Raw genomic sequence first — 17,810 nt, forward strand, 5'->3', positions numbered from 1 at the left:
ACCGGCCGACCTACGATGGTTGGACACTTCGTCTCACAGCTTATTTCGACGACGTAAGTCGACAGCGTAAATCAAGAGCGGAAGGAAGAGCAATGGCGGAACATCAGTTCGGAGACGACATCGATCCTGAGGTTGCCAGTCATTTGGCGGAGTCCATGGACGAGGCGCCCGGTCCGGAAACGAAACGCCCCGCCCCGCCCACCGCCGCCGACGGGAAACAGTGGCCGGACGGCAGCGGCAAACACCGCCATCCCAAGGAGCACGACGTCCAGCACGGCCGGCTGGGGCACGAGGCCGCCGTTAACGCGGTCCACCGGATCACCCCGCCGGACACCCCGCACTCCTCCTGACCCACGCCGGGCGCCTTGCGCCGGCGGCAACGAGCCCGGGACGGCCCGCAACGGCCGCCCGGGCTTTTCACTGCCTTCAGTCCGATTCCACCACCACGTCAGCAGGGCTCTTGTCCAGCCGCCAGCCGCGCCAGACGGGGTGCCGGAGCTTGCCGCTGCCGGTCCATTCCCCGTAGGTGACCTCCCCGACAAGCTTGGCGCTCACCCAGTGCGCGTCTGAGGCGTCGGCCGCCGGCACGTCCTCGAACGGTGAGGTCTTCCGGGTCAGGGCATCGAGCTGCTGGCGCAGTTCCGTGAGCTCCCCGGCGCTGAAACCGCTGCCGACCCGCCCGACGTAGCGCAGCTTGGATCCGGCCGGGATCCCCAGCAGGAGTGAGCCGACGGATTGCCCCCGCTCGCCCTTGCCCGGCCTCCAGCCCCCGACCACCACCTCCTGGGTGCGTTCGAACTTGAGCTTGAGCCAGGACCTGCTGCGCTGTCCGACGTAGCGGCCGTCCGTGCGCTTGGCCATCACGCCCTCCAGCCCCAGTTCCTCGGCGCTTTCCAGGATGTGCCGGACGTCGGCGTCGATCAGCGGGGACAGTTCCACCGGGCAGCCCGACGTGGTGAAAAAGGCTTCGAGCCGGGCCCGCCGCTTGCGGAGCGGAAGCCGGCGCAGGTCGGTGCCGCTCTCGGACAGGAGATCGAAGAGCATCAGCCGCACGGGCGTCGCCGACTGCGCCTTCGCGACGTCGGCGGCCTTGGTGAGCTTCATCCGGCCCTGCAGCAGCCCGAAGTCGGGCCGGCCGGAGGGCCCGACGGCGATGATCTCGCCGTCGGCGACGAAAGGCCGGTCCGGCCAGCAGGAGCGGTCCGTCAGTTCCGGATAGGCAGCCGACATGTCGTTGCCGTTCCGGCTGATCAGGCGGATCCTCGCCGAGTCCGCGACGATCAGGGCCCGCACCCCGTCCCATTTGAGTTCAAACTGCCAGTCCTTGTCCGGCAGGTCCGCGGCGGTCCCGGAGCTGGCGAGCATCGGCGTGAACGCCGCGCTGTCCGGGGCGGCCGGCGGTTCACTGTCCGGCGCTGCGCCACCGGATTTCTGCGCCTGTTCCTGGGCCCGTGCCGACGCCGGTTCCGGCTCCTCCGGCGCGGGCTCCTCCGCCGGCGGCCGGGGCGCCCGGCCCTTCTTTGCGCCCGGCGGGTCCATCAGGTGGATGAGCCACTGGTCGTCGCTCCGGCCGGTGTGGATCAGCGCGAACCGGCGGGCGCCGCCCAGGCCGCCGTCGTCCTGGCCGGTGAGGGTGGCGATGACCTCTTTTCCGGCAATCCACTTCTCGCACTCGTAGTAGCCGCGGTCCCAGATGCTGATGGTCCCCGCGCCGTACTGGCCTTTGGGGATGGTGCCCTCGAAGTCCGCGTAGTCCATCGGGTGGTCCTCGGTCTGGACCGCGAGGTGGTTCTGTGTCTTGCTGGTGGGGACACCCTTGGGCAGCGCCCAGGACACCAGCACGCCGTCGCGCTCCAGCCGGAAGTCGTAGTGCAGCCGGCTGGCGTGGTGTTCCTGGATGACGAACTTCTCCCGGAGGGTGCCGCCTGCTGTCTCCGCGCTTTCCGTCCCCGCAGTTCCTATCCCCGCGCGGTGGTGTTCCGCCGTAAACGGCTCCGGCGTCGAGGCCGCGTCCCGCTTGGCCCGGTACTTCTCCAGCCGCGGGTCGGTGTCGCCGCCGTCGCCGCGCCCCTCCCCGGCTGCGCCGCCCGGAAGGGCGTCCGGCCGGCCCCTGCCGGAGATGACCGCGAAAGGATCCTTGCCGGACTTCACCCGTTTCAGGACCTCCTCATAGTCGAGCTGGTGAAGGGACGGGGAGCTGAGTTCGCGCCAGGTCCGGGGCGCCGCCACGGTGGGCCGGAGCCGGCCGCGCAGGGAATAGGGGACGATGGTGGTTTTTGCGGCGCTGTTCTGGCTCCAGTCCACCAGGACCTTCCCGGTGCGCAGGGTTTTCTTCATGTCGCTCACGGCCAGCTCCGGGTGATCGGCCTCCAGCGACCGGGCCAGTTCGTGGGCGAACTCGGAGATCTGCTCGGAGCTCTGCGTGCCATCGAGCGCGGCGTACAGATGGATGCCCTTGCTGCCGCTGGTCACGGGCACGGGATCCAGGCCCACGTCCTGCAGGATGGTGCGGGCGAGCTTGGCGACCTCCACGCACTCGGCCAGCCCCGCCCCCTCGCCGGGATCCAGGTCCAGCACCAGCCGGTCCGGCGGCAGGGCGTTGCCGTGCGAGTCGACGCGCCATTGCGGCACATGGATCTCCAGGGCCGCGATCTGCGCGAGCCAGGCCAGCGTGGCCGGGTCGTTGACCAGCGGGTACTGGATGGTGCGTTCCTTGTGCGTGATGGACGCCCGCGGCACCCACCCCGGCGTCGAATGGTCCAGGTTCTTCTGGAAGAACATCTCGCCGGGGGCATCGGCCGTCCCGACGCCGTGCACCCAGCGTTTCCGGGTGGCCGGGCGGTTCGCGGCGGCCGGGATCAGGACGGGCGCCACGGCAGCGTAGTACGCCAGCACATCGGCTTTGGTGGTGCCGGTCTCCGGATACATCACCTTGTCCAGGCTGGTGACCACCAGTTCGCGGCCCCCGACCCGGACCCGTTCCCTCTTGCTGCCGGATGCCCTTTCAGCCAAGGGGCTTCACCTCCACGCAACTGTGATGTTCACTTGATCCATGAGAGCCATCTGGAAAGGCGCGATAGCGTTCGGGCTGGTCAACGTGCCCGTCAAGGTCTACAGCGCGACCGAGGACCACGACATCAGCCTGCACCAGGTCCACAATGCCGACGGCGGACGGATCCGCTACCAGCGCCGCTGCGAGGTCTGCAGCAAGATCGTGGACTACGAGGACATCGACAAGGCGTACGAGGACGACGGCCGCACCGTGGTCCTCAGCCGGGAGGAACTGAAGTCCATTCCGGCCGAGAACAGCCACGAGATCGACGTCGTGCAGTTTGTGCCGGCCGAGCAGCTCGACCCCATGATGTTCGAGAAGAGCTACTACCTGGAGCCTGACTCCAAGTCGCCCAAGGCCTATGTCCTGCTGCGCCGGGCGCTCGAGGACACCGACCGGGTGGCCATCGTCCAGTTCGCCCTGCGGGACAAGACCCGGCTGGGCGCCCTGCGGATCCGCGGTGACGTGCTGGTGCTGCAGGCCCTGTTGTGGGCCGACGAGGTGCGGGAGGCCAGCTTCCCGTCGCTCGAAACGACGATCCGGATCTCCGCGCAGGAGCGTGAGATGTCCGCCGCGCTGGTCGATTCGATGGCGGCGGACTTCGAACCGGACCAGTTCACCGACGACTACCAGCTCCAGCTCCGCCAGCTCATCGAGGCGAAGCTGGAAAAGGGCGAATCCCTGGACACCGAGGAGACCTTTGGCGTCCCGGCGGCCGAGGCCGGCAGCGGCGAGGTGATCGACCTGATGGAGGCACTCAAACGGAGCCTGGAGAAGAAGCGCGGCGGAGGGGCAGCGTCCGCGGACGAACCCGCCAAGCCCGCCGCCAAGTCCGCTGCCACGTCGGCTGCCAAGTCGGCGGCGGCCAAGGCCGCGCCCAGGACAGGTACGCGGACCGCCGCCAAGACGCCGGCCAAGACTGCCGGCAAGACGCCGGCCAAGACCGCCGCTGCGAAGACCGCATCGTCGAAGACGTCCGCCCCGACGGCCGCCCGGAGCGCGCGGAAGGAGGCCTGAGCGGTCGGCTGTCCGGCCCGTGGCCACCGGGATCAGGAGTTCCGGAGCGCGGAAATGAGCTCGCTTTTCCTCTTGCCCGAGTAGCCCTTGAGCCCGATTTCCTTGGCGCGTTTCTTGAGCTGGGGGACCGTCCAGTCCTCGTAATCGCCGGCCTTCCCGCCCTTGCGGCCCACGGCTGACCGGCCTTCCTTGGCTGCGGCATTGGCGATGCGGGCGGCTTTCTGCTTCGACGCACCGTCCTTCAGCAGCTCTTCGTAGAGCTCCGGATCCTTGATGCTGGGGCTCTCGGAGCCCCGCGGGGCGTTCTTCTTCGTCGGCATGGCTACCTCGGCTGCTGGTGGTAAATCCTCCTGCGGCGGGCCACGGTGAGTGGTGCCGCGGATTCCAAACTAACGGCGCCGCCGGGCCCTGACAAGCACTTACTAAGTTTGCTGAGGGATTTCCCGGGGAGCCAGGGAACGCAGAGGCCCGGCCGCACCCCCTGTTCGGGGTGCGGCCGGGCCTCTGAACCGGTGGCGGTGCCGCCGGACGGTGACGCTATTCGGCGTCGTGGTCCGTTTCGAGGATCTGGACCAGGCGTTCCAGGGCGGCGTCGGCGCCGTCGCCCTCGGCGCGCAGGACCACAACTTCGCCGTGGGACGCGCCCAGGCTCATGAGGGACAGGATGCTGGCGGCATCCATGGCCTCGTCAACGGGTTCGCCCAGGCGGGCAATGGTGATTTCGAGATCGAACTCGCCTGCAGCCTCGGCAAAGATGGCGGCCGGGCGGGCGTGCAGCCCTACACGGCTGGCAATGGTGGCGTTACGTTCGGTCATTTTTGCTCCTTGGTTTCAGCTTGGGGAATATCAGCTAGGACGGTTCTTCTGGACGGCTCAGGCGGCTACGGCAACCTGTTCCACCGTATCAACCGGCTTCTTTACTGCGTAGCGCTTGAGGCCGATGATCGCGAAAGCGGTGACAACGGTGCCGGCCGCGATGGCGACGACAAACATCAGGAAATTGTCGATGGCGAAGAAGACGAAGATGCCGCCGTGCGGGGCCTTCGACCCCACGCCGGCTGCCATCGAGATGGCACCGGTCACAGCGCCGCCGAGCATGCTGGCGGGGATGACGCGCAGCGGGTCCGCCGCCGCGAAGGGGATGGCGCCTTCGGAGATGAAGGAGGCTCCCAGCAGCCAGGCGGCCTTGCCGTTTTCCTGCTCCGCGAGGCTAAAGAGCCTCTTGTTCAGCACGGTGGAGGCGAGAGCCATGGCCAGCGGCGGGACCATGCCTGCGGCCATGACGGCCGCCATGATCTGCCACGGGGCCTGGTTCTCGATGGATGCTGCGCCGAGGCCGGCGACGGCGAAGGCGTAGGCAACCTTGTTGACCGGTCCGCCGAGGTCGAAGCACATCATCAGGCCGAGGATGACGCCGAGGGCGATGGCGCTGGCGCCGGTGAGGCTGTTCAGCCAGTCGTTGAGGCCGACGGTGATCGCGGCGATCGGGCCGCCCAGGACCAGGAACATCAGGCCGGACGCTACGAGGGATGCCACCAACGGAATGATAACCACCGGCATCAGTCCGCGCAGCCAGCGGGGGACGCTGATCTGGCCGATGGCATGTGCCGTGTAGCCTGCCAGCAGGCCGCCGACGATGCCGCCGAGGAAGCCCGCTCCCATGAAGCCGGCAACGGCACCGGTGACGAAGCCGGGGGCGATGCCCGGCCGGTCAGCCAGGGCGAAAGCGATGTAGCCGGACAGCGCCGGGACGAGGAAGCCGAGGGACAGGGCGCCGATCTTGAACATCACGGCACCCAGGAAGGCGCCCAGCGGGCCCCAGGCCAGTTCCGGGTACTCGGTGGGCAGGTTGGTGAGCGTGTTCTCCGCCAGGATCTTGTCGGCGTACGCGGTGATGTCGTAGCCGCCCAACAGGAAGCCGAGGGCGATCAGCAGACCGCCGCCTGCCACGAACGGGATCATGTAGCTGACACCCGTGAGCAGCGCCTTCTTCAGCCTGGTGCCGAAGTGCTCGCCCTTCTCCTCGGCCTCCTGCTGCGCCAGATCCTCACCGAAGTGCGGGACGCGGCGGGCGTTGGGGTTGTCCGCGGCCGCGAGGGCTTCCTGGACCATCTTGTCCGGCTCGTCGATGCCGCGCTTGACCGGGGCGTTGATGACCGGCATGCCGGCGAACCGCTCCTTGCCGCGCACATCCACGTCCACGGCGAAGATCACGGCGTCGGCCGCTGCGATCACGGCCGGGTCCAGCGCCTTGGCGCCGGAGGACCCCTGCGTCTCCACCTGCAGGTCGACGCCGGCTTCCTTGGCCGCGGCCACCAGCGAATCGGCGGCCATGTAGGTGTGGGCGATGCCGGTGGGGCAGGCGGTCACAGCGACGAGGCGCTTGGGGCGCGGTGCTCCGGCCGTTGCAGGCTCGGCGGCTGACCCGGCTTCGGCTGAGCCTGCCGCGGTGGCAGCGGCTGCTCCCGCTGCCGGGGCTGCGGCGGCGGGCTTGTCCGCGAGGGCGCCCTCGACGAGCTCGACGACCTCGGCCTCCGAGCCGGCGGCACGCAGGGAAGCGGTGAAGTCCTTTTTGATCAGGGAACGGGCCAGCCGGGAGAGCAGCTTGAGGTGCTCCTGGTCCGCGCCTTCGGGGGCGGCGATGAAGAAGATCAGGTCCGCGGGGCCGTCCTTGGCGCCGAAGTCGACCGGCTGGGAGAGCCGGGCCATGACCAGCGTCGGTTCGGTGACCGCCGTCGAACGGCAGTGCGGGATGGCGATGCCGCCGGGGACGCCGGTGGCGGTCTTCTGTTCCCGGGCGAAGGCGTCGGCGAAGAGGCCTTCCACTTCGGTGGCGCGTCCGTTGGCGGCAACTTTGCCTGCCATGTGCCGGATCACGTCCTCGGGCGTGCTGCCCAGGTTCTGGTCGAGCTCGACCAGTTCGGTCGTAATGAGCTGAGTCACTGTCAATCCTTCCGGAGGGCCGTGATGGTTACGGCGTCAGGGGTGGTTTGGTGGACTGCCGGGACTGTGGAGCCCGGCAGCGAAGCGGCGGCGGCACCATGGGCCACAGCCTGACGGAGGCAATCGGCCGGGGCGGCGCCCTGGCTGGAGGCGAGCAGGTAGCCGGCCAGTGAGGAATCACCGGCACCCACCGTGCTCACCGCAGTGACCGGCGGGTGCGTGGCCAGCCACGCGCCGTCGGCCGTCACAAGTACCGCACCCTTGGAACCGAGTGTTGCGAGCACGGCACCCACGCCGGAGCGCACGACGGCGGAGGCGGCCACCGCGGCGGCCTCCGGATCCGCTTCGAGTTCCTCCGCGGACTTGTGCGTGGCGAACCCGGCTGCGGCTGCCAGCTCCACCAGTTCCTCGGCGTTGGGTTTCAGGAGGTCCGGTTTCCCCAGCGCGTCGCCGGAGATCGCGGCGGCGAGCGGTTCGCCGGAGGAGTCCACGGCGATGAGGGGGGCCTCGTTGCCGTGATCCATGGAACGCAGCCGCCGGGTGACGGTGGCGTAGAAGTCGGCCGGCACCCCGGGTGGGAGCGATCCGGCCAGCACCACCCAGCTGGCTCCGCGGGCGCGGTCCAGGAGCAGCCCGATCAGGGCCTCCTGCTGGTCCGCACTCAGCACCGGGCCGGGTTCGTTGATCTTTGTAGTGACGCCGCCCGGTTCGGTGAGTGCCACGTTGCTGCGCAGCGGCTCGCCGATCGGGAGTGCGGCGAACGGGACGTCGCCGTCCCGGAGGCCGGCGAGGACGGGGTCCGCCTCGGCTCCGGGCAGCACCGCGACCGTCGTCAGGCCGGAGGCGACGAGGGCGCGGGAGACGTTGACTCCCTTGCCGCCGGATTCCTGCCGGACGGAGACGGCCCGCTGGACCTCGCCGCGGAGCAGGGGGCCCGGCAGCGCCACGGTGCGGTCCAGGCTCGGGTTGGCGGTCAGGGTGACAATCACGCGACCACCACCTCCACTCCGGCGTCCGCGAGGGCGTCAGCCAGGTCCTGGCTGGGTTTCGTGTCAGTGATCAAGGTGTCCAGATCTTTCAACGAGGCGAACTGGACCAGGGTTTCGGTATCCAGCTTGGAGGCATCAGCCAGCACCACAATGCGGCGCGCTGATTGGACGAAGGCAGCCTTGACAGCGGCTTCTTCAGGATCGGGAGTGCTCAGCCCGAAGGCTGCGTGGATGCCGTTGGTGCCGATGAAGGCGATGTCCGGGCGGAGCCGGCGGGCGGCTTCCACGGTGGACTGGCCAACGGCGGCCTGCGTGATTCCGCGGACCTTTCCGCCCAGCAGGTGCAGGGCGATGCCGGGTTCTCCGGACAACTTTGCCGCGACGGGCAGCGAGTGGGTGATGACCACGAGTTCCGCGGCGGGCTCCGAGATGGCAGTGGTTGCTGCCGTCCGGGCGGCCAGGAGTTCCGCGAGGGCCTCGGTGGTGGATCCGGCGTCGATCAGGATGCTGCCGGTGCGGTCCTGCGGGATGAGCGCCAGGGCGGCCTCGGCGATCCGGGTCTTTTCAGGCTGCCGCTGGTCGGTGCGGACCAGGATGCTTTCCTCGTTGGTGCTGAAGCGGTCCGGGGACACCGCGCCGCCGTGGACCCGGCGCACACTGCCAGCGGCTTCGAGGGCGGCAAGGTCGCGGCGGACCGTCTCGGTGGTGATGCTGAAGCGCTCGGCAAGGTCCGTGACGCTGGCGCGGCCGCTGGCAGTAATGAGCCCAACGATCAGCTGTTGGCGTTCTTCGGCGAACACTGGCTCTCCCTTGCGTCAGTACTGCGGACCCTCCCGCCACTTCAGTGATAGCCATCACAGGTAGTGGAGTTGATTGACTTTATCTTTGAATCTGTGGCTTTGTCAATGGAAAACAACATGAACGCAGAATTCTCACCCCGCCTCCGGGGGACAAGCCCAGTTTCCGCGCCGATGAGTGAGCATATGGGCACTATGTCCGCTCTTGGCCGCGCAGGGCGGGCATGCGCCGTCCGGGGGTTGGTGAGCCGGGGGACATGTCCAGTCTTTATGCCCAGGCTTGGGCACAGTGCGACTATGTCCGCCGCTGGCTCCGCAGGCTGGGCATGCCCAAGCTGGGGGTTGGTAAGCCAGGGAAGCATCCGGACGCTGGAGGCGCTCGGGCCGGGGGGCATGTCCAGTGTTCGCGCCAGGGCGTAGGCATATTGGCACCCTGTCCACAGGTGGCTCTGAAGGCTGGGCATGTCCCGCGGGGGTGCCCGGAAACGCAGGACGCCGGGCCAGACCTGAGGTCCGGCCCGGCGTGCGGGTCGTTCATGCGGCGCACCGCGGTGCACAGTGGCGCCCGGGGACTAGATGCCGGCGTCGCGGCTCTCATTGCGGGTGATGGTCTCGCCGGTGTTGGGGTCGACGACGGAGCGGGTTTCGCTGACCCGGCGGGTGCGGCTGCGGCCCGGGGACGCCAGCACCAGGGAGGCGATCAGCCCGATGACACCCACCGCCATCAGGATGTAGCCGATCATGGTCTGGTCGACGTTGGGGATCAGTCCGGGGGTGATGGCCCAGGCCAGGATGGCGCCGAGGGCAATGAGGAAGATGGAGGAACCGATTCTCATGACTTGCTCCTTGTGTCCGGTGGGACGGATAGGTACTGCTAAGCATGCTGTCCAGCGTCAGGCTACAGTCCGGTGAGTGCTGTTTCAACGAACCGCGCGGCGCCACTCCGGCCAGATTTCGCGCGGCCTCGTGCCTGCCCCGGCGGCTCCGGACCGCGGCGGCTGGGTGGGTGTGCGGTTGATGTGCGGTTGTCCGATTCCGTAACGGACCGGCGGCCGGCGAAACCGGGGCGGCCCTGGGCGGCGGATCGCACGTACTCTTAAAGAGTGCATCGCGGCATCCCCGTGCCTGCCGCCCCCGTTTGACCCTGCCTGACCCCGCTACGCCCGCCCACCTGCCCCGCACTGCCGCGGGTCCCATGGTGGGCCTCACAGAAATGCCGGTACCCATGCCTGAAGCTTCCCCCAGAGTTGTTGTCACCGGACTGGGCGCCGTGACCCCTGTAGGCGGGACCGCCGCCGAGACCCGGGCCGCGCTGCTGGCCGGGCGCTCCGGAATCACGGCGCTTGAGGAGGACTGGGCGCAGGCGCTGCCCGTCCGCATGGCCGGCCAGGTGAAGATTGACGTCGCCGCGCTGCTCACCAGGCCCGAATACAAGAGGATGGACCGGTGCGGGCACCTGGCGCTGATCGCCGCCCGGGAAGCCTGGGAGCAGGCCGGCCGCCCGGAGGCTGATCCGGAGCGACTCGCGGTGGTGATCGGGTCCGGCTACGGCGGCCTGGACACCACGCTGGAGCAGACCCGGACCCTGGATTCCAGCGGCCCGCGCAGGGTTTCCCCGCATACCCTCACCCGGATCATGACCAACGCCCCCGCGGCGTGGGTCTCCATCGACGTCGGTGCCAAAGGAGGGGCGCGCACTCCGGTGAGCGCCTGCGCCTCCGGGGCGGAGGCCATCGCCCAGGCCGCCGACATGATCCGGGCCGGTGCGGCGGACGTGGTGATCGCGGGCGGCGTGGATGCCTGCATCAACGGCCTGATCATCAGCGGCTTCGCGCAAATCCGCGCCCTGTCCACCCGCAACGGGGACCCGCAGTCCGCGTCGCGGCCCTTCGACCGGGACCGGGACGGATTCGTGATGGCCGAAGGCGCCGCGATCCTGGTCCTGGAACGTGAGGACCACGCCCGGGCCCGCGGGGCGGAGATCCTGGGTGTCGTGGCCGGAACCGCGGTCACGTCCGACGCCGTCGACATCGTTGCCGCCGATCCGGCCATGCAGCGCCGGGTGATGGAAAAGGCAATCGCGGCCGCCGGCCTTGGCGCCGGGGACATCGGCCTCGTCCACGCCCACGCGACGTCCACACCGGTCGGCGACCGCCTGGAAGCCGGGGCGATCAGGGCCGTGCTCGGAAACCAGGTTCCCGTCACGTCCACGAAATCCCTCACCGGTCACCTCCTCGGCGGGGCAGGCGCGCTCGGAGCCATTGTGATGATCCAGGCCCTGAAGACCGGGGAATTCCCCGGCACCGGCAACCTGGACCAGCCCGATGACGGGATCGACCTCCACCTCCTCCGCGAAACCGTGGCGGGCCAGCCGGCCAGGGCGGGCATCGCCAACGCGTTTGGATTCGGCGGGCACAGCACCGCGCTGGTGATCACCGAAAGCTAGGCTGTTCCGATGGAGACAGTCGTCTGGTCCAAGCCGGAACACGAACGCGCCGGCACACCGCTGCTGGTGATGCTGCACGGCTACGGCCGGGACGAATCCCGGATGGTGAAGCTCTTTGAAAGCCTTCCGTCCGGGTTCACCTGCGCCGCGCTGCGCGGCCCCAAGGAGATCGGGGACGGCTACGGCTGGTTCCTACTGGACTACTTCCTGACCCATGACTTCGCCGACGTCATCTCCTCCACCAATGCCGTCTTCGGCTGGATCGAATCCGTCAAGGCCCAGCACAGCAGCATCAGCCTGTTCGGCTACTCGCAGGGCATGGCCATGGCCACCACCCTGCTGCGGCTGCGGCCCGAGCAGTTCCGGGCCGTCGTCGGGCTGTCCGGTTTTGTCCTGGAGAACGAGCTTCTGGCCATGAGCGAATCGTTCGACGCCCGCCCGCCCTTCTTCTGGGGCCGGGACCGGGACGACGTGGTGATAAACGACGACGCCACGGAGCACACCGAGGCATGGCTCCACGAGCACACGCAGCTGACGGCGCGGACGTACCCCGGAATGGGCCACTCGATTTCGGCGGCGGAACTCGTGGACGTCAGTGCGTTCCTTCGCCACTATGTGCTGCGCCCGGACGGCCGGGCGCAGGGCGCCGCGTAGCCCGCCGGGCGCCGGGCGCAACAGGACCAAACGACCTTCATTCATTTATCCACTTGCGCGCCAATTTTGTAAGCGTTTACACTCAACCTTGGCCATGTTCACGGCCCACTTACTTCGGGGGAAGAAAGGGCTGAGCCCCGTGCAGCAGGCCAAGACGCCGCGCGTCACCATCCAGGACGTCGCCGCCCTCTCGGGGCTGTCCATCTGCACCGTTTCCCGGGCCCTCCGGAATCTCCCCAACGTCTCCGTCCACGCCCGGGCCAAAGTCGACGACGCCGCCGCCAAGCTGGGATACAAAGCCTCACCGGCAGCCTCCCGGCTGGCGGGCGGAAGCACCGGTTCCGTGGCCATCATCGTCCCCACCGCCACCGCCTGGTTCTTCGCGCAGGCCGTCGAAGCGGCGGAGGAGATCTTTGCCGACAGCGGCTACGACACCGTCCTGATCAGCCTCCGCAGCCGGCCCAGCGTGCAGCACCAACTGTTCGCCGACCTCGCAGGGCTGTCCCAGCGTGTCGACGGCGTCCTGCTTCTCAATATCGCCCTCAGCGAAGCCGAACTGGCAGCCCTCGCCGGCTCGGGACTGGCCGTGGCCAGCGTGGGCATGCACGACGTGCCCTGGGACAACGTCGGGATCGACAACGAGGCCGCGGCGCGAACCGCCACCGAACACTTGCTGAGCCTGGGCCACTGGGACCTGGCCATGCTTTCCGGCAGCGAGGCGGGCGAAACCTCCCCGGTGACCGCCAACGAGCGGCTGCGGGGATTCGAACACGCCCTCGGCGCCCACCACCTGACGGTCGATCCGGACCTGGTCCTTGCGGCGGGATACAGCATTGAAGGCGGCCGGCTGGCCATGATCGAGCTGATCGAGAACCGCCGGATGCCCTCCGCGATCCTGGCCGGCTGCGACGAAACAGCCTTCGGCGCCCTCATGGCCCTGAGGGATCTCGGTTTGTCTGCACCGAAAAACGTGTCCATTATAGGAATAGACGATCACCAGATGAGCTGGTTCCTGGGGTTGAGCACGATCTCCCAGCCGGTAGCGGATCAGGGCGCGTTCGCGGCCAGCCTGCTGATTGACAGACTCCACCGGGCCGGGTTGCCGAACCCCCCGGCCAGCCACGTGCTGGAAACCAAACTGATAGCGCGCAAGAGCACCCGCCGCCGGCGCTGACCGGCGCTGAGCTCCGCGATTGGCTCCTCCAGCGTTTGCCCTCCAGAGATTCCCGCCATGCGCCGTGCCTGCCCACCCGCCGCATGGCGTGCCCACCGATTTTGTTTACCGCCGTCTGAAAGGACAACCGATCCATGACTGAGCTTTCCAACAGCACCCCTTCGAGCTGGACCGGGGCCTCCGCCATCCTCTTTGACCTCGACGGCGTCCTGACCCCCACCGCGATCGTGCACGAACGCGCCTGGCAGGAACTCTTCGACGGCTTCCTCAAGACCGTGCCCGAGGCCCCCGCCTACCGTGAAAGCGACTACTTCGACCACATCGACGGCAAGCCGCGCTTCGACGGCGTCCGCGACTTCCTGGCCTCCCGCAACATCGTCCTGCCCGAAGGCCCGCTGGATGACGACCCGGCGCACAATACCGTCCACGGGCTGGGCAACCGCAAGAACAAGGTCTTCAACGACATCGTCGAGGCCGGCGGCGTCAAGCCCTACGAAGGCTCGGTGCGCTTCATTGACGCAGCGCTGGCCCGCGGGCTCAAGGTCGCCGTCGTCTCCTCCTCCCGCAACGCCCCGGCAGTGCTCAAGGCCGCCGGACTCTCCGACTACTTCCCGGTGGTGGTCGACGGCGTCGTCGCCGTCGCCGAAGGCCTGCCCGGCAAGCCCAGCCCGGCGACTTACGAGTACGCCGCCCGGCTGCTGGGCCTGCCCAGCGAGGAGTGCGTCGTCGTCGAGGACGCCGTCTCCGGGGTCCAGGCCGGAAGCGCCGGGAACTTCCACTCGGTGATCGGCGTGGACCGCGGTGCCGGCCGGCAGACCCTGCTGGCTGCCGGCGCCACCCTTGTGGTCAACGACCTCGACAAGCTCCTCTAGCCTCCGTTTCCGCACGCCCTTTCCGCACGCCCTTTCCGCCCTCCGTTTCCGCCCGCAGGGTCCCGCACCGACTTTCGCCACCTGACTCTTTACCGCCTGAAGGAAAATCCATGGCCCTCATCACTTCGGACCGCGCACGGTTCCCCAACGACCCCTGGCAGCTGGTGGAGACCGTCCACCTCCCCGGCAACGCCGGGACGCTGGAGACGCTCTTCAGCCTGGGCAACGGCCACCTCGGCATCCGCGGCGCCCACTGGTCAGCCCCGGACGCCGACCTGCCGGGCAGCTTCATCAACGGCTTCCACGAGACCTGGGACATCAAGCACGCCGAGAACGCCTACGGCTTCGCCCGCACCGGCCAGCGGATCCTGTACATCCCGGACGCCAACAACTTCACCGTGGTCATCGACGGCGAAACCCTGAGCCTGGAAGAGTCCACCGTGCTGGACTACCGGCGCAGCGTCGACTTCGCCACCGGCGTCTACGACTGCCGGATCACCTGGCAGTGCCGCTCCGGCGCCACCGTGACCACCACCGAACGCCGCGCCGTCGGCTACGAGTCCCGCGGCGCGCTCGGCATCTCGCTGGAACTGGCCGCGGACCGGGACATCTCCGCGGACGTGACCTCCTCGGTGATCAACCGCCAGGACCAGCCGGTCGAGGACCACTCGTCCCACGACCCGCGCCGCGCCGGGCGGCACGCCGGGCGCGTGCTGCTTCCCGTGCGGCTCGACGGCGGCGACGGCTCGCTGCGCCTGTCCTGGGAGACCGCGGAATCCAAACAGCGCATCGGCCTGGCCGTGGACCACTGGACAAATGCCGGGGTGCAGCCCTTCGACACCCAGGTGCACGAGGACGACAGCAGCGTGCGTTACGTCCTGGCCGTCGGCGCCGACGCGCCGTTCGTCCTGGAAAAGAGCGTCAGCTACGCCGTCGGGCAGGCCTCCGAGGACCTGGCCGACGACGCGGAGGCGGGCCTCCGGACGCTCGCGGAGATCTTCGCCGAGAGCGCCGCGCACTACCGCGAGTACTGGACCACCAGCGACATCGTCCTCGCCGGCCAGACCGAACTCCAGCAGGCCGTCCGCTGGAACCTCTTCCAGCTGGCCCAGGCCACGGCCTGCGCCGACGTCGCCGGCATCCCGGCCAAGGGCGTCAGCGGGTCCGGCTACGACGGCCACTACTTCTGGGACCAGGAGGTGTACCTCATGCCGTACCTGACCTACACCAGCCCGGGCAACGCCCGCCAGGTCCTCGAGTTCCGCCACAACATGCTCCCCGAGGCCAAGATCCGCGCCAAGGAGCTCAGCGTGGACGGTGCCCTCTTCCCGTGGCGCACCATCAACGGGCTCGAGGCGAGCGCCTACTACGCCGCCGGCACGGCCCAGTTCCACATCGCCGCCGCCATCGCCTTCGCCACCAACCGCTACATCTGGGCCAGCGGTGACCAGGCGTTCCAGGAAAGCCTCGGCTCGGAGCTGCTGATCGAGACCGCCCGGATGTGGGTCTCCCTGGGCTTCTTCGGCAAGGACGGGCTCTTCCACATCCACGGCGTCACGGGCCCGGACGAGTACACCGCCGTCGTCAATGACAACCTGTACACCAATGTCATGGCCCGGTTTAACCTGCGCGCCGCGGCGGCGCTGGACCACGCGGAGATCGACGACGCCGAACGCCAGCTCTGGGAACAGGCCGCCAACCGGATGCAGCTGCCCTACGACGAGGACCTCCAGGTGCACTCGCAGGACAACGACTTCATGACCCTGGAGCCGTGGGACTGGTCCACGCCCCGGGCCAAGTACCCGCTGCTGCTGCACTTCCACCCGCTGGTGATCTACCGCCACCAGGTCCTCAAGCAGGCGGACAGCGTGCTGGCGATGTTCCTGCAGTGGCAGGACTTCACCGCCGAGGAGAAGCGCCGCGCCTTCGACTTCTACGACCCGATCACCACCGGGGACTCCACCCTGTCCGCCTGCGTGCAGGGCATCATGGCGGCCGAGGTCGGCTACGCCGACGCGGCGCTCGAGCACTTCACGCACGCGCTGTTCATCGACCTGGATGACACCCACGGCAACACGATCGACGGGGTGCACATCGCCTCGACCGGCGGGGTGTGGAGCTCGCTGGTCAGCGGCTTCGCGGGCCTCCGCGACCAGGGCGACGTGCCGTACTTCGACCCGCGGCTGCCTGCCGAATGGGACGGGCTGTCCTTCCACCTGAAGCTCCAGGGCCGGCTGCTGCGGCTCGAACTGGGACAGGGCTCCATCAGCCTGACCGTGCGCGAGGGCGCACCGCTGGAGGTCGAGGTGCGCGGCGAGCGGCTCACGGTCGACGGCGACACGGTGCGGGTTCCGCTGTCCCCGGTCGCGGTTCCGGAGCCCACGATCTTCCCGAGCGGACTCCCGACGGCGTCAATCCCGATCGTGCGCGCGGCGGTCTAGGTCCGGTCCGGAGGCGTCGGCCCGGGCCGTGGCGTCGGCGAGGCCGTCTGCCTCGCGGTCGTCCGGCTCGCGGCCGTCCAGCGGGTGGGCGAGTTCGTCGGCCGGCATCCGGGCCACAGCCATGGCGACGGCGGCCATCACCGGGCACACCGTCCCGGCGACCAGGAAGATCAGCCAGATCGGCAGCACCTCCGCGGCGGGCCCGGCGAGGGCCATCGAGACCGGCATCAGGGCCAGCGAGACGAAGAAATCCAGGCTGGACACGCGGCCCAGCAGGTGCGGCGGCACCCGGCGCTGCAGCAGCGTCCCCCAGATGACCATGCCCATGCCGCCGGTGGCGCCAAAGATGAACAGCGCGGCGGCCAGCGCCCAGAAACTGTCCATGACGCCCACGGCTGCCAGCGGCAGGCTGCCCGCACCCCAGCCCACCATCATGACGGTGAGATAGCGGCGCGGCAGCGGGAACGACGCCGTGGCCAGCGACGCTGCCGCGCCGCCCACGCCCGCGATCGCGAGCAGGAAGCCGAACATACGCGAGTCGCCGCCGAGCTGGTCGCGGACCACGAACGGCAGAAGCACTTCAATCGGTCCGATCAGGAACAGCACAGAGATGCAGGCCCACAGCAGGGTCCACAGCAGCCAGGGCGTGCGGACGGTATAGCTGACCCCCTCGCGGAGGTCGTGCAGCACGGACGTCCGGGCGGGTTCGCAGGACCCCGACCCGGACCCGGCATCGGCGCGACCCTGCCCGGCCGCGCCCTCCGCCCCCGGCCGGGGCTGGCGGTGGAGCAGGTTGAGGATGGAAAAGGCCAGCAGGTGGCACACCGCCACCCCCGTCACGGCGTGCGCGGGGGACAGGGCGGCGACCAGGATGCCCGCGACGGCGGGACCGGCGGCCTGCTGCAGCATCGGCCGCATGGTCCCCTCCATGCCGTTGGCCGCCAGCAGGTCCTCCGGCGGCAGGATCCGGGGGAGGATGGCGGAGTAGGCGGGAAAGAAGAACGCGGCCCCGACGCCCAGCACAAACCCGCCGAGCGCGAGATGCCAGAGCTGCAGCCAGCCCAGCAGGGCCAGCCCGCTGATGACGGCGATGACGGCAAGGTTGGCACCCTCCACAGCGATGATCAGGAGCCGCTGCGGGAACCGGTCCGCCGCGATGCCGCCCGCGAGGACAAACGCGACGAGTCCCACGCTCCCCGCCGCCGCCACAAGGGAGAGCTCCAGCGGGCCGCCGCCCAGATGGATCACCTCATAGACCATCGCCACCGCCCACATTCCGGAGCCGAAAATGGAGATGGCCAGGGCCGCAATCAGCACACGGTATTCCCGGTGCGCAAACGGGCGGAGGGCCCTCAGTGAACGCATGGCTCCAGTCTAGAGGCCCGGTCCCGACCCGTCCCAGCCCATCCGGGGACGCGTCGGCGG

15 protein-coding genes are annotated in these 17,810 nt (G+C 69.0%); 7 read left to right on the forward strand and 8 right to left on the reverse strand.

The genetic code is table 11. From position 1 onward, the window contains the following. The first annotated feature begins 92 nt into the window (after positions 1–92). Positions 93–350 carry a hypothetical protein gene (locus AC06G6_RS01720; RefSeq protein ID WP_479825765.1) on the forward strand — a complete coding sequence of 86 codons (258 nt, stop codon included), beginning with the start codon at positions 93–95 and terminating at the stop codon, positions 348–350. 76 nt (positions 351–426) lie between these two features. On the opposite strand, the gene AC06G6_RS01725 is transcribed toward AC06G6_RS01720, so the two are convergent. Then, entirely contained in the window at positions 427–2,928 is a 2,502-nt protein-coding gene (locus AC06G6_RS01725; RefSeq protein WP_479828818.1) for an ATP-dependent DNA ligase, read from the reverse strand. Positions 2,929–3,052: 124 nt separating this feature from the next. Between AC06G6_RS01725 and ku the strand changes: the two genes are divergently transcribed. Beyond that, on the forward strand, positions 3,053–4,069 hold the full coding sequence (gene ku, locus AC06G6_RS01730; RefSeq protein WP_479825767.1) for a non-homologous end joining protein Ku: 1,017 nt from the start codon (positions 3,053–3,055) through the stop codon (positions 4,067–4,069). A gap of 32 nt (positions 4,070–4,101) precedes the next feature. Here ku and AC06G6_RS01735 read toward each other — a convergent pair whose 3' ends face one another. The 6 genes from AC06G6_RS01735 to AC06G6_RS01760 form a co-directional block, all read right to left on the reverse strand. Then, entirely contained in the window at positions 4,102–4,389 is a 288-nt protein-coding gene (locus AC06G6_RS01735) for a DUF7218 family protein (RefSeq protein WP_479825769.1), read from the reverse strand. 217 nt (positions 4,390–4,606) lie between these two features. Continuing rightward, the gene (locus AC06G6_RS01740; RefSeq protein WP_056428072.1) at positions 4,607–4,885 is read right to left on the reverse strand and encodes an HPr family phosphocarrier protein; all 279 of its coding nucleotides are present in this window, start codon (positions 4,883–4,885) and stop codon (positions 4,607–4,609) included. Positions 4,886–4,942: 57 nt separating this feature from the next. After that, positions 4,943–7,012 (reverse strand): PTS fructose transporter subunit IIABC, encoded by a 2,070-nt coding sequence (locus AC06G6_RS01745; protein ID WP_479825771.1) that lies wholly within the window; start codon positions 7,010–7,012, stop codon positions 4,943–4,945. 2 nt (positions 7,013–7,014) lie between these two features. Next, the gene (locus tag AC06G6_RS01750) at positions 7,015–8,001 is read right to left on the reverse strand and encodes a 1-phosphofructokinase family hexose kinase (RefSeq protein ID WP_479825773.1); all 987 of its coding nucleotides are present in this window, start codon (positions 7,999–8,001) and stop codon (positions 7,015–7,017) included. Beyond that, positions 7,998–8,801, reverse strand: a complete 804-nt coding sequence (locus tag AC06G6_RS01755) for a DeoR/GlpR family DNA-binding transcription regulator (RefSeq protein WP_307458058.1) — start codon at positions 8,799–8,801, stop codon at positions 7,998–8,000. Before AC06G6_RS01755 ends, AC06G6_RS01750 begins: the two co-directional genes overlap by 4 nt. A gap of 569 nt (positions 8,802–9,370) precedes the next feature. Then, positions 9,371–9,634: a DUF6458 family protein gene (locus tag AC06G6_RS01760; protein ID WP_024366023.1), complete on the reverse strand. Its 264-nt coding sequence runs from the start codon at positions 9,632–9,634 to the stop codon at positions 9,371–9,373. Between the two features lie 389 nt (positions 9,635–10,023). Here AC06G6_RS01760 and AC06G6_RS01765 point away from each other — a divergent pair, with 389 nt between their 5' ends. The 5 genes from AC06G6_RS01765 to AC06G6_RS01785 all read left to right on the forward strand — a co-directional run bounded on the left by AC06G6_RS01765 (position 10,024) and on the right by AC06G6_RS01785 (position 16,385). Beyond that, positions 10,024–11,244, forward strand: a complete 1,221-nt coding sequence (locus AC06G6_RS01765) for a beta-ketoacyl-[acyl-carrier-protein] synthase family protein (protein WP_307458064.1) — start codon at positions 10,024–10,026, stop codon at positions 11,242–11,244. A gap of 9 nt (positions 11,245–11,253) precedes the next feature. Further along, positions 11,254–11,898: an alpha/beta hydrolase gene (locus AC06G6_RS01770; protein WP_479825775.1), complete on the forward strand. Its 645-nt coding sequence runs from the start codon at positions 11,254–11,256 to the stop codon at positions 11,896–11,898. 139 nt (positions 11,899–12,037) lie between these two features. Beyond that, positions 12,038–13,072: a LacI family DNA-binding transcriptional regulator gene (locus AC06G6_RS01775; protein WP_479825777.1), complete on the forward strand. Its 1,035-nt coding sequence runs from the start codon at positions 12,038–12,040 to the stop codon at positions 13,070–13,072. A 134-nt stretch (positions 13,073–13,206) separates the two neighbouring features. Beyond that, positions 13,207–13,944 (forward strand): HAD family hydrolase, encoded by a 738-nt coding sequence (locus AC06G6_RS01780; protein ID WP_479825779.1) that lies wholly within the window; start codon positions 13,207–13,209, stop codon positions 13,942–13,944. Between the two features lie 110 nt (positions 13,945–14,054). Beyond that, positions 14,055–16,385, forward strand: coding sequence for a glycoside hydrolase family 65 protein (locus tag AC06G6_RS01785; protein WP_479825781.1), 2,331 nt, complete (start codon positions 14,055–14,057; stop codon positions 16,383–16,385). Here AC06G6_RS01785 and AC06G6_RS01790 read toward each other — a convergent pair. After that, a complete protein-coding gene (locus AC06G6_RS01790) occupies positions 16,356–17,750 on the reverse strand; it encodes an MFS transporter (RefSeq protein WP_479825783.1) in 1,395 nt (464 codons plus the stop codon). The two genes, AC06G6_RS01785 and AC06G6_RS01790, sit on opposite strands and share 30 nt — an antisense overlap. Positions 17,751–17,810 lie beyond the last annotated feature (60 nt).

The sequence above is a fragment of the Arthrobacter sp. CJL-S3 genome (genome assembly GCF_056711635.1).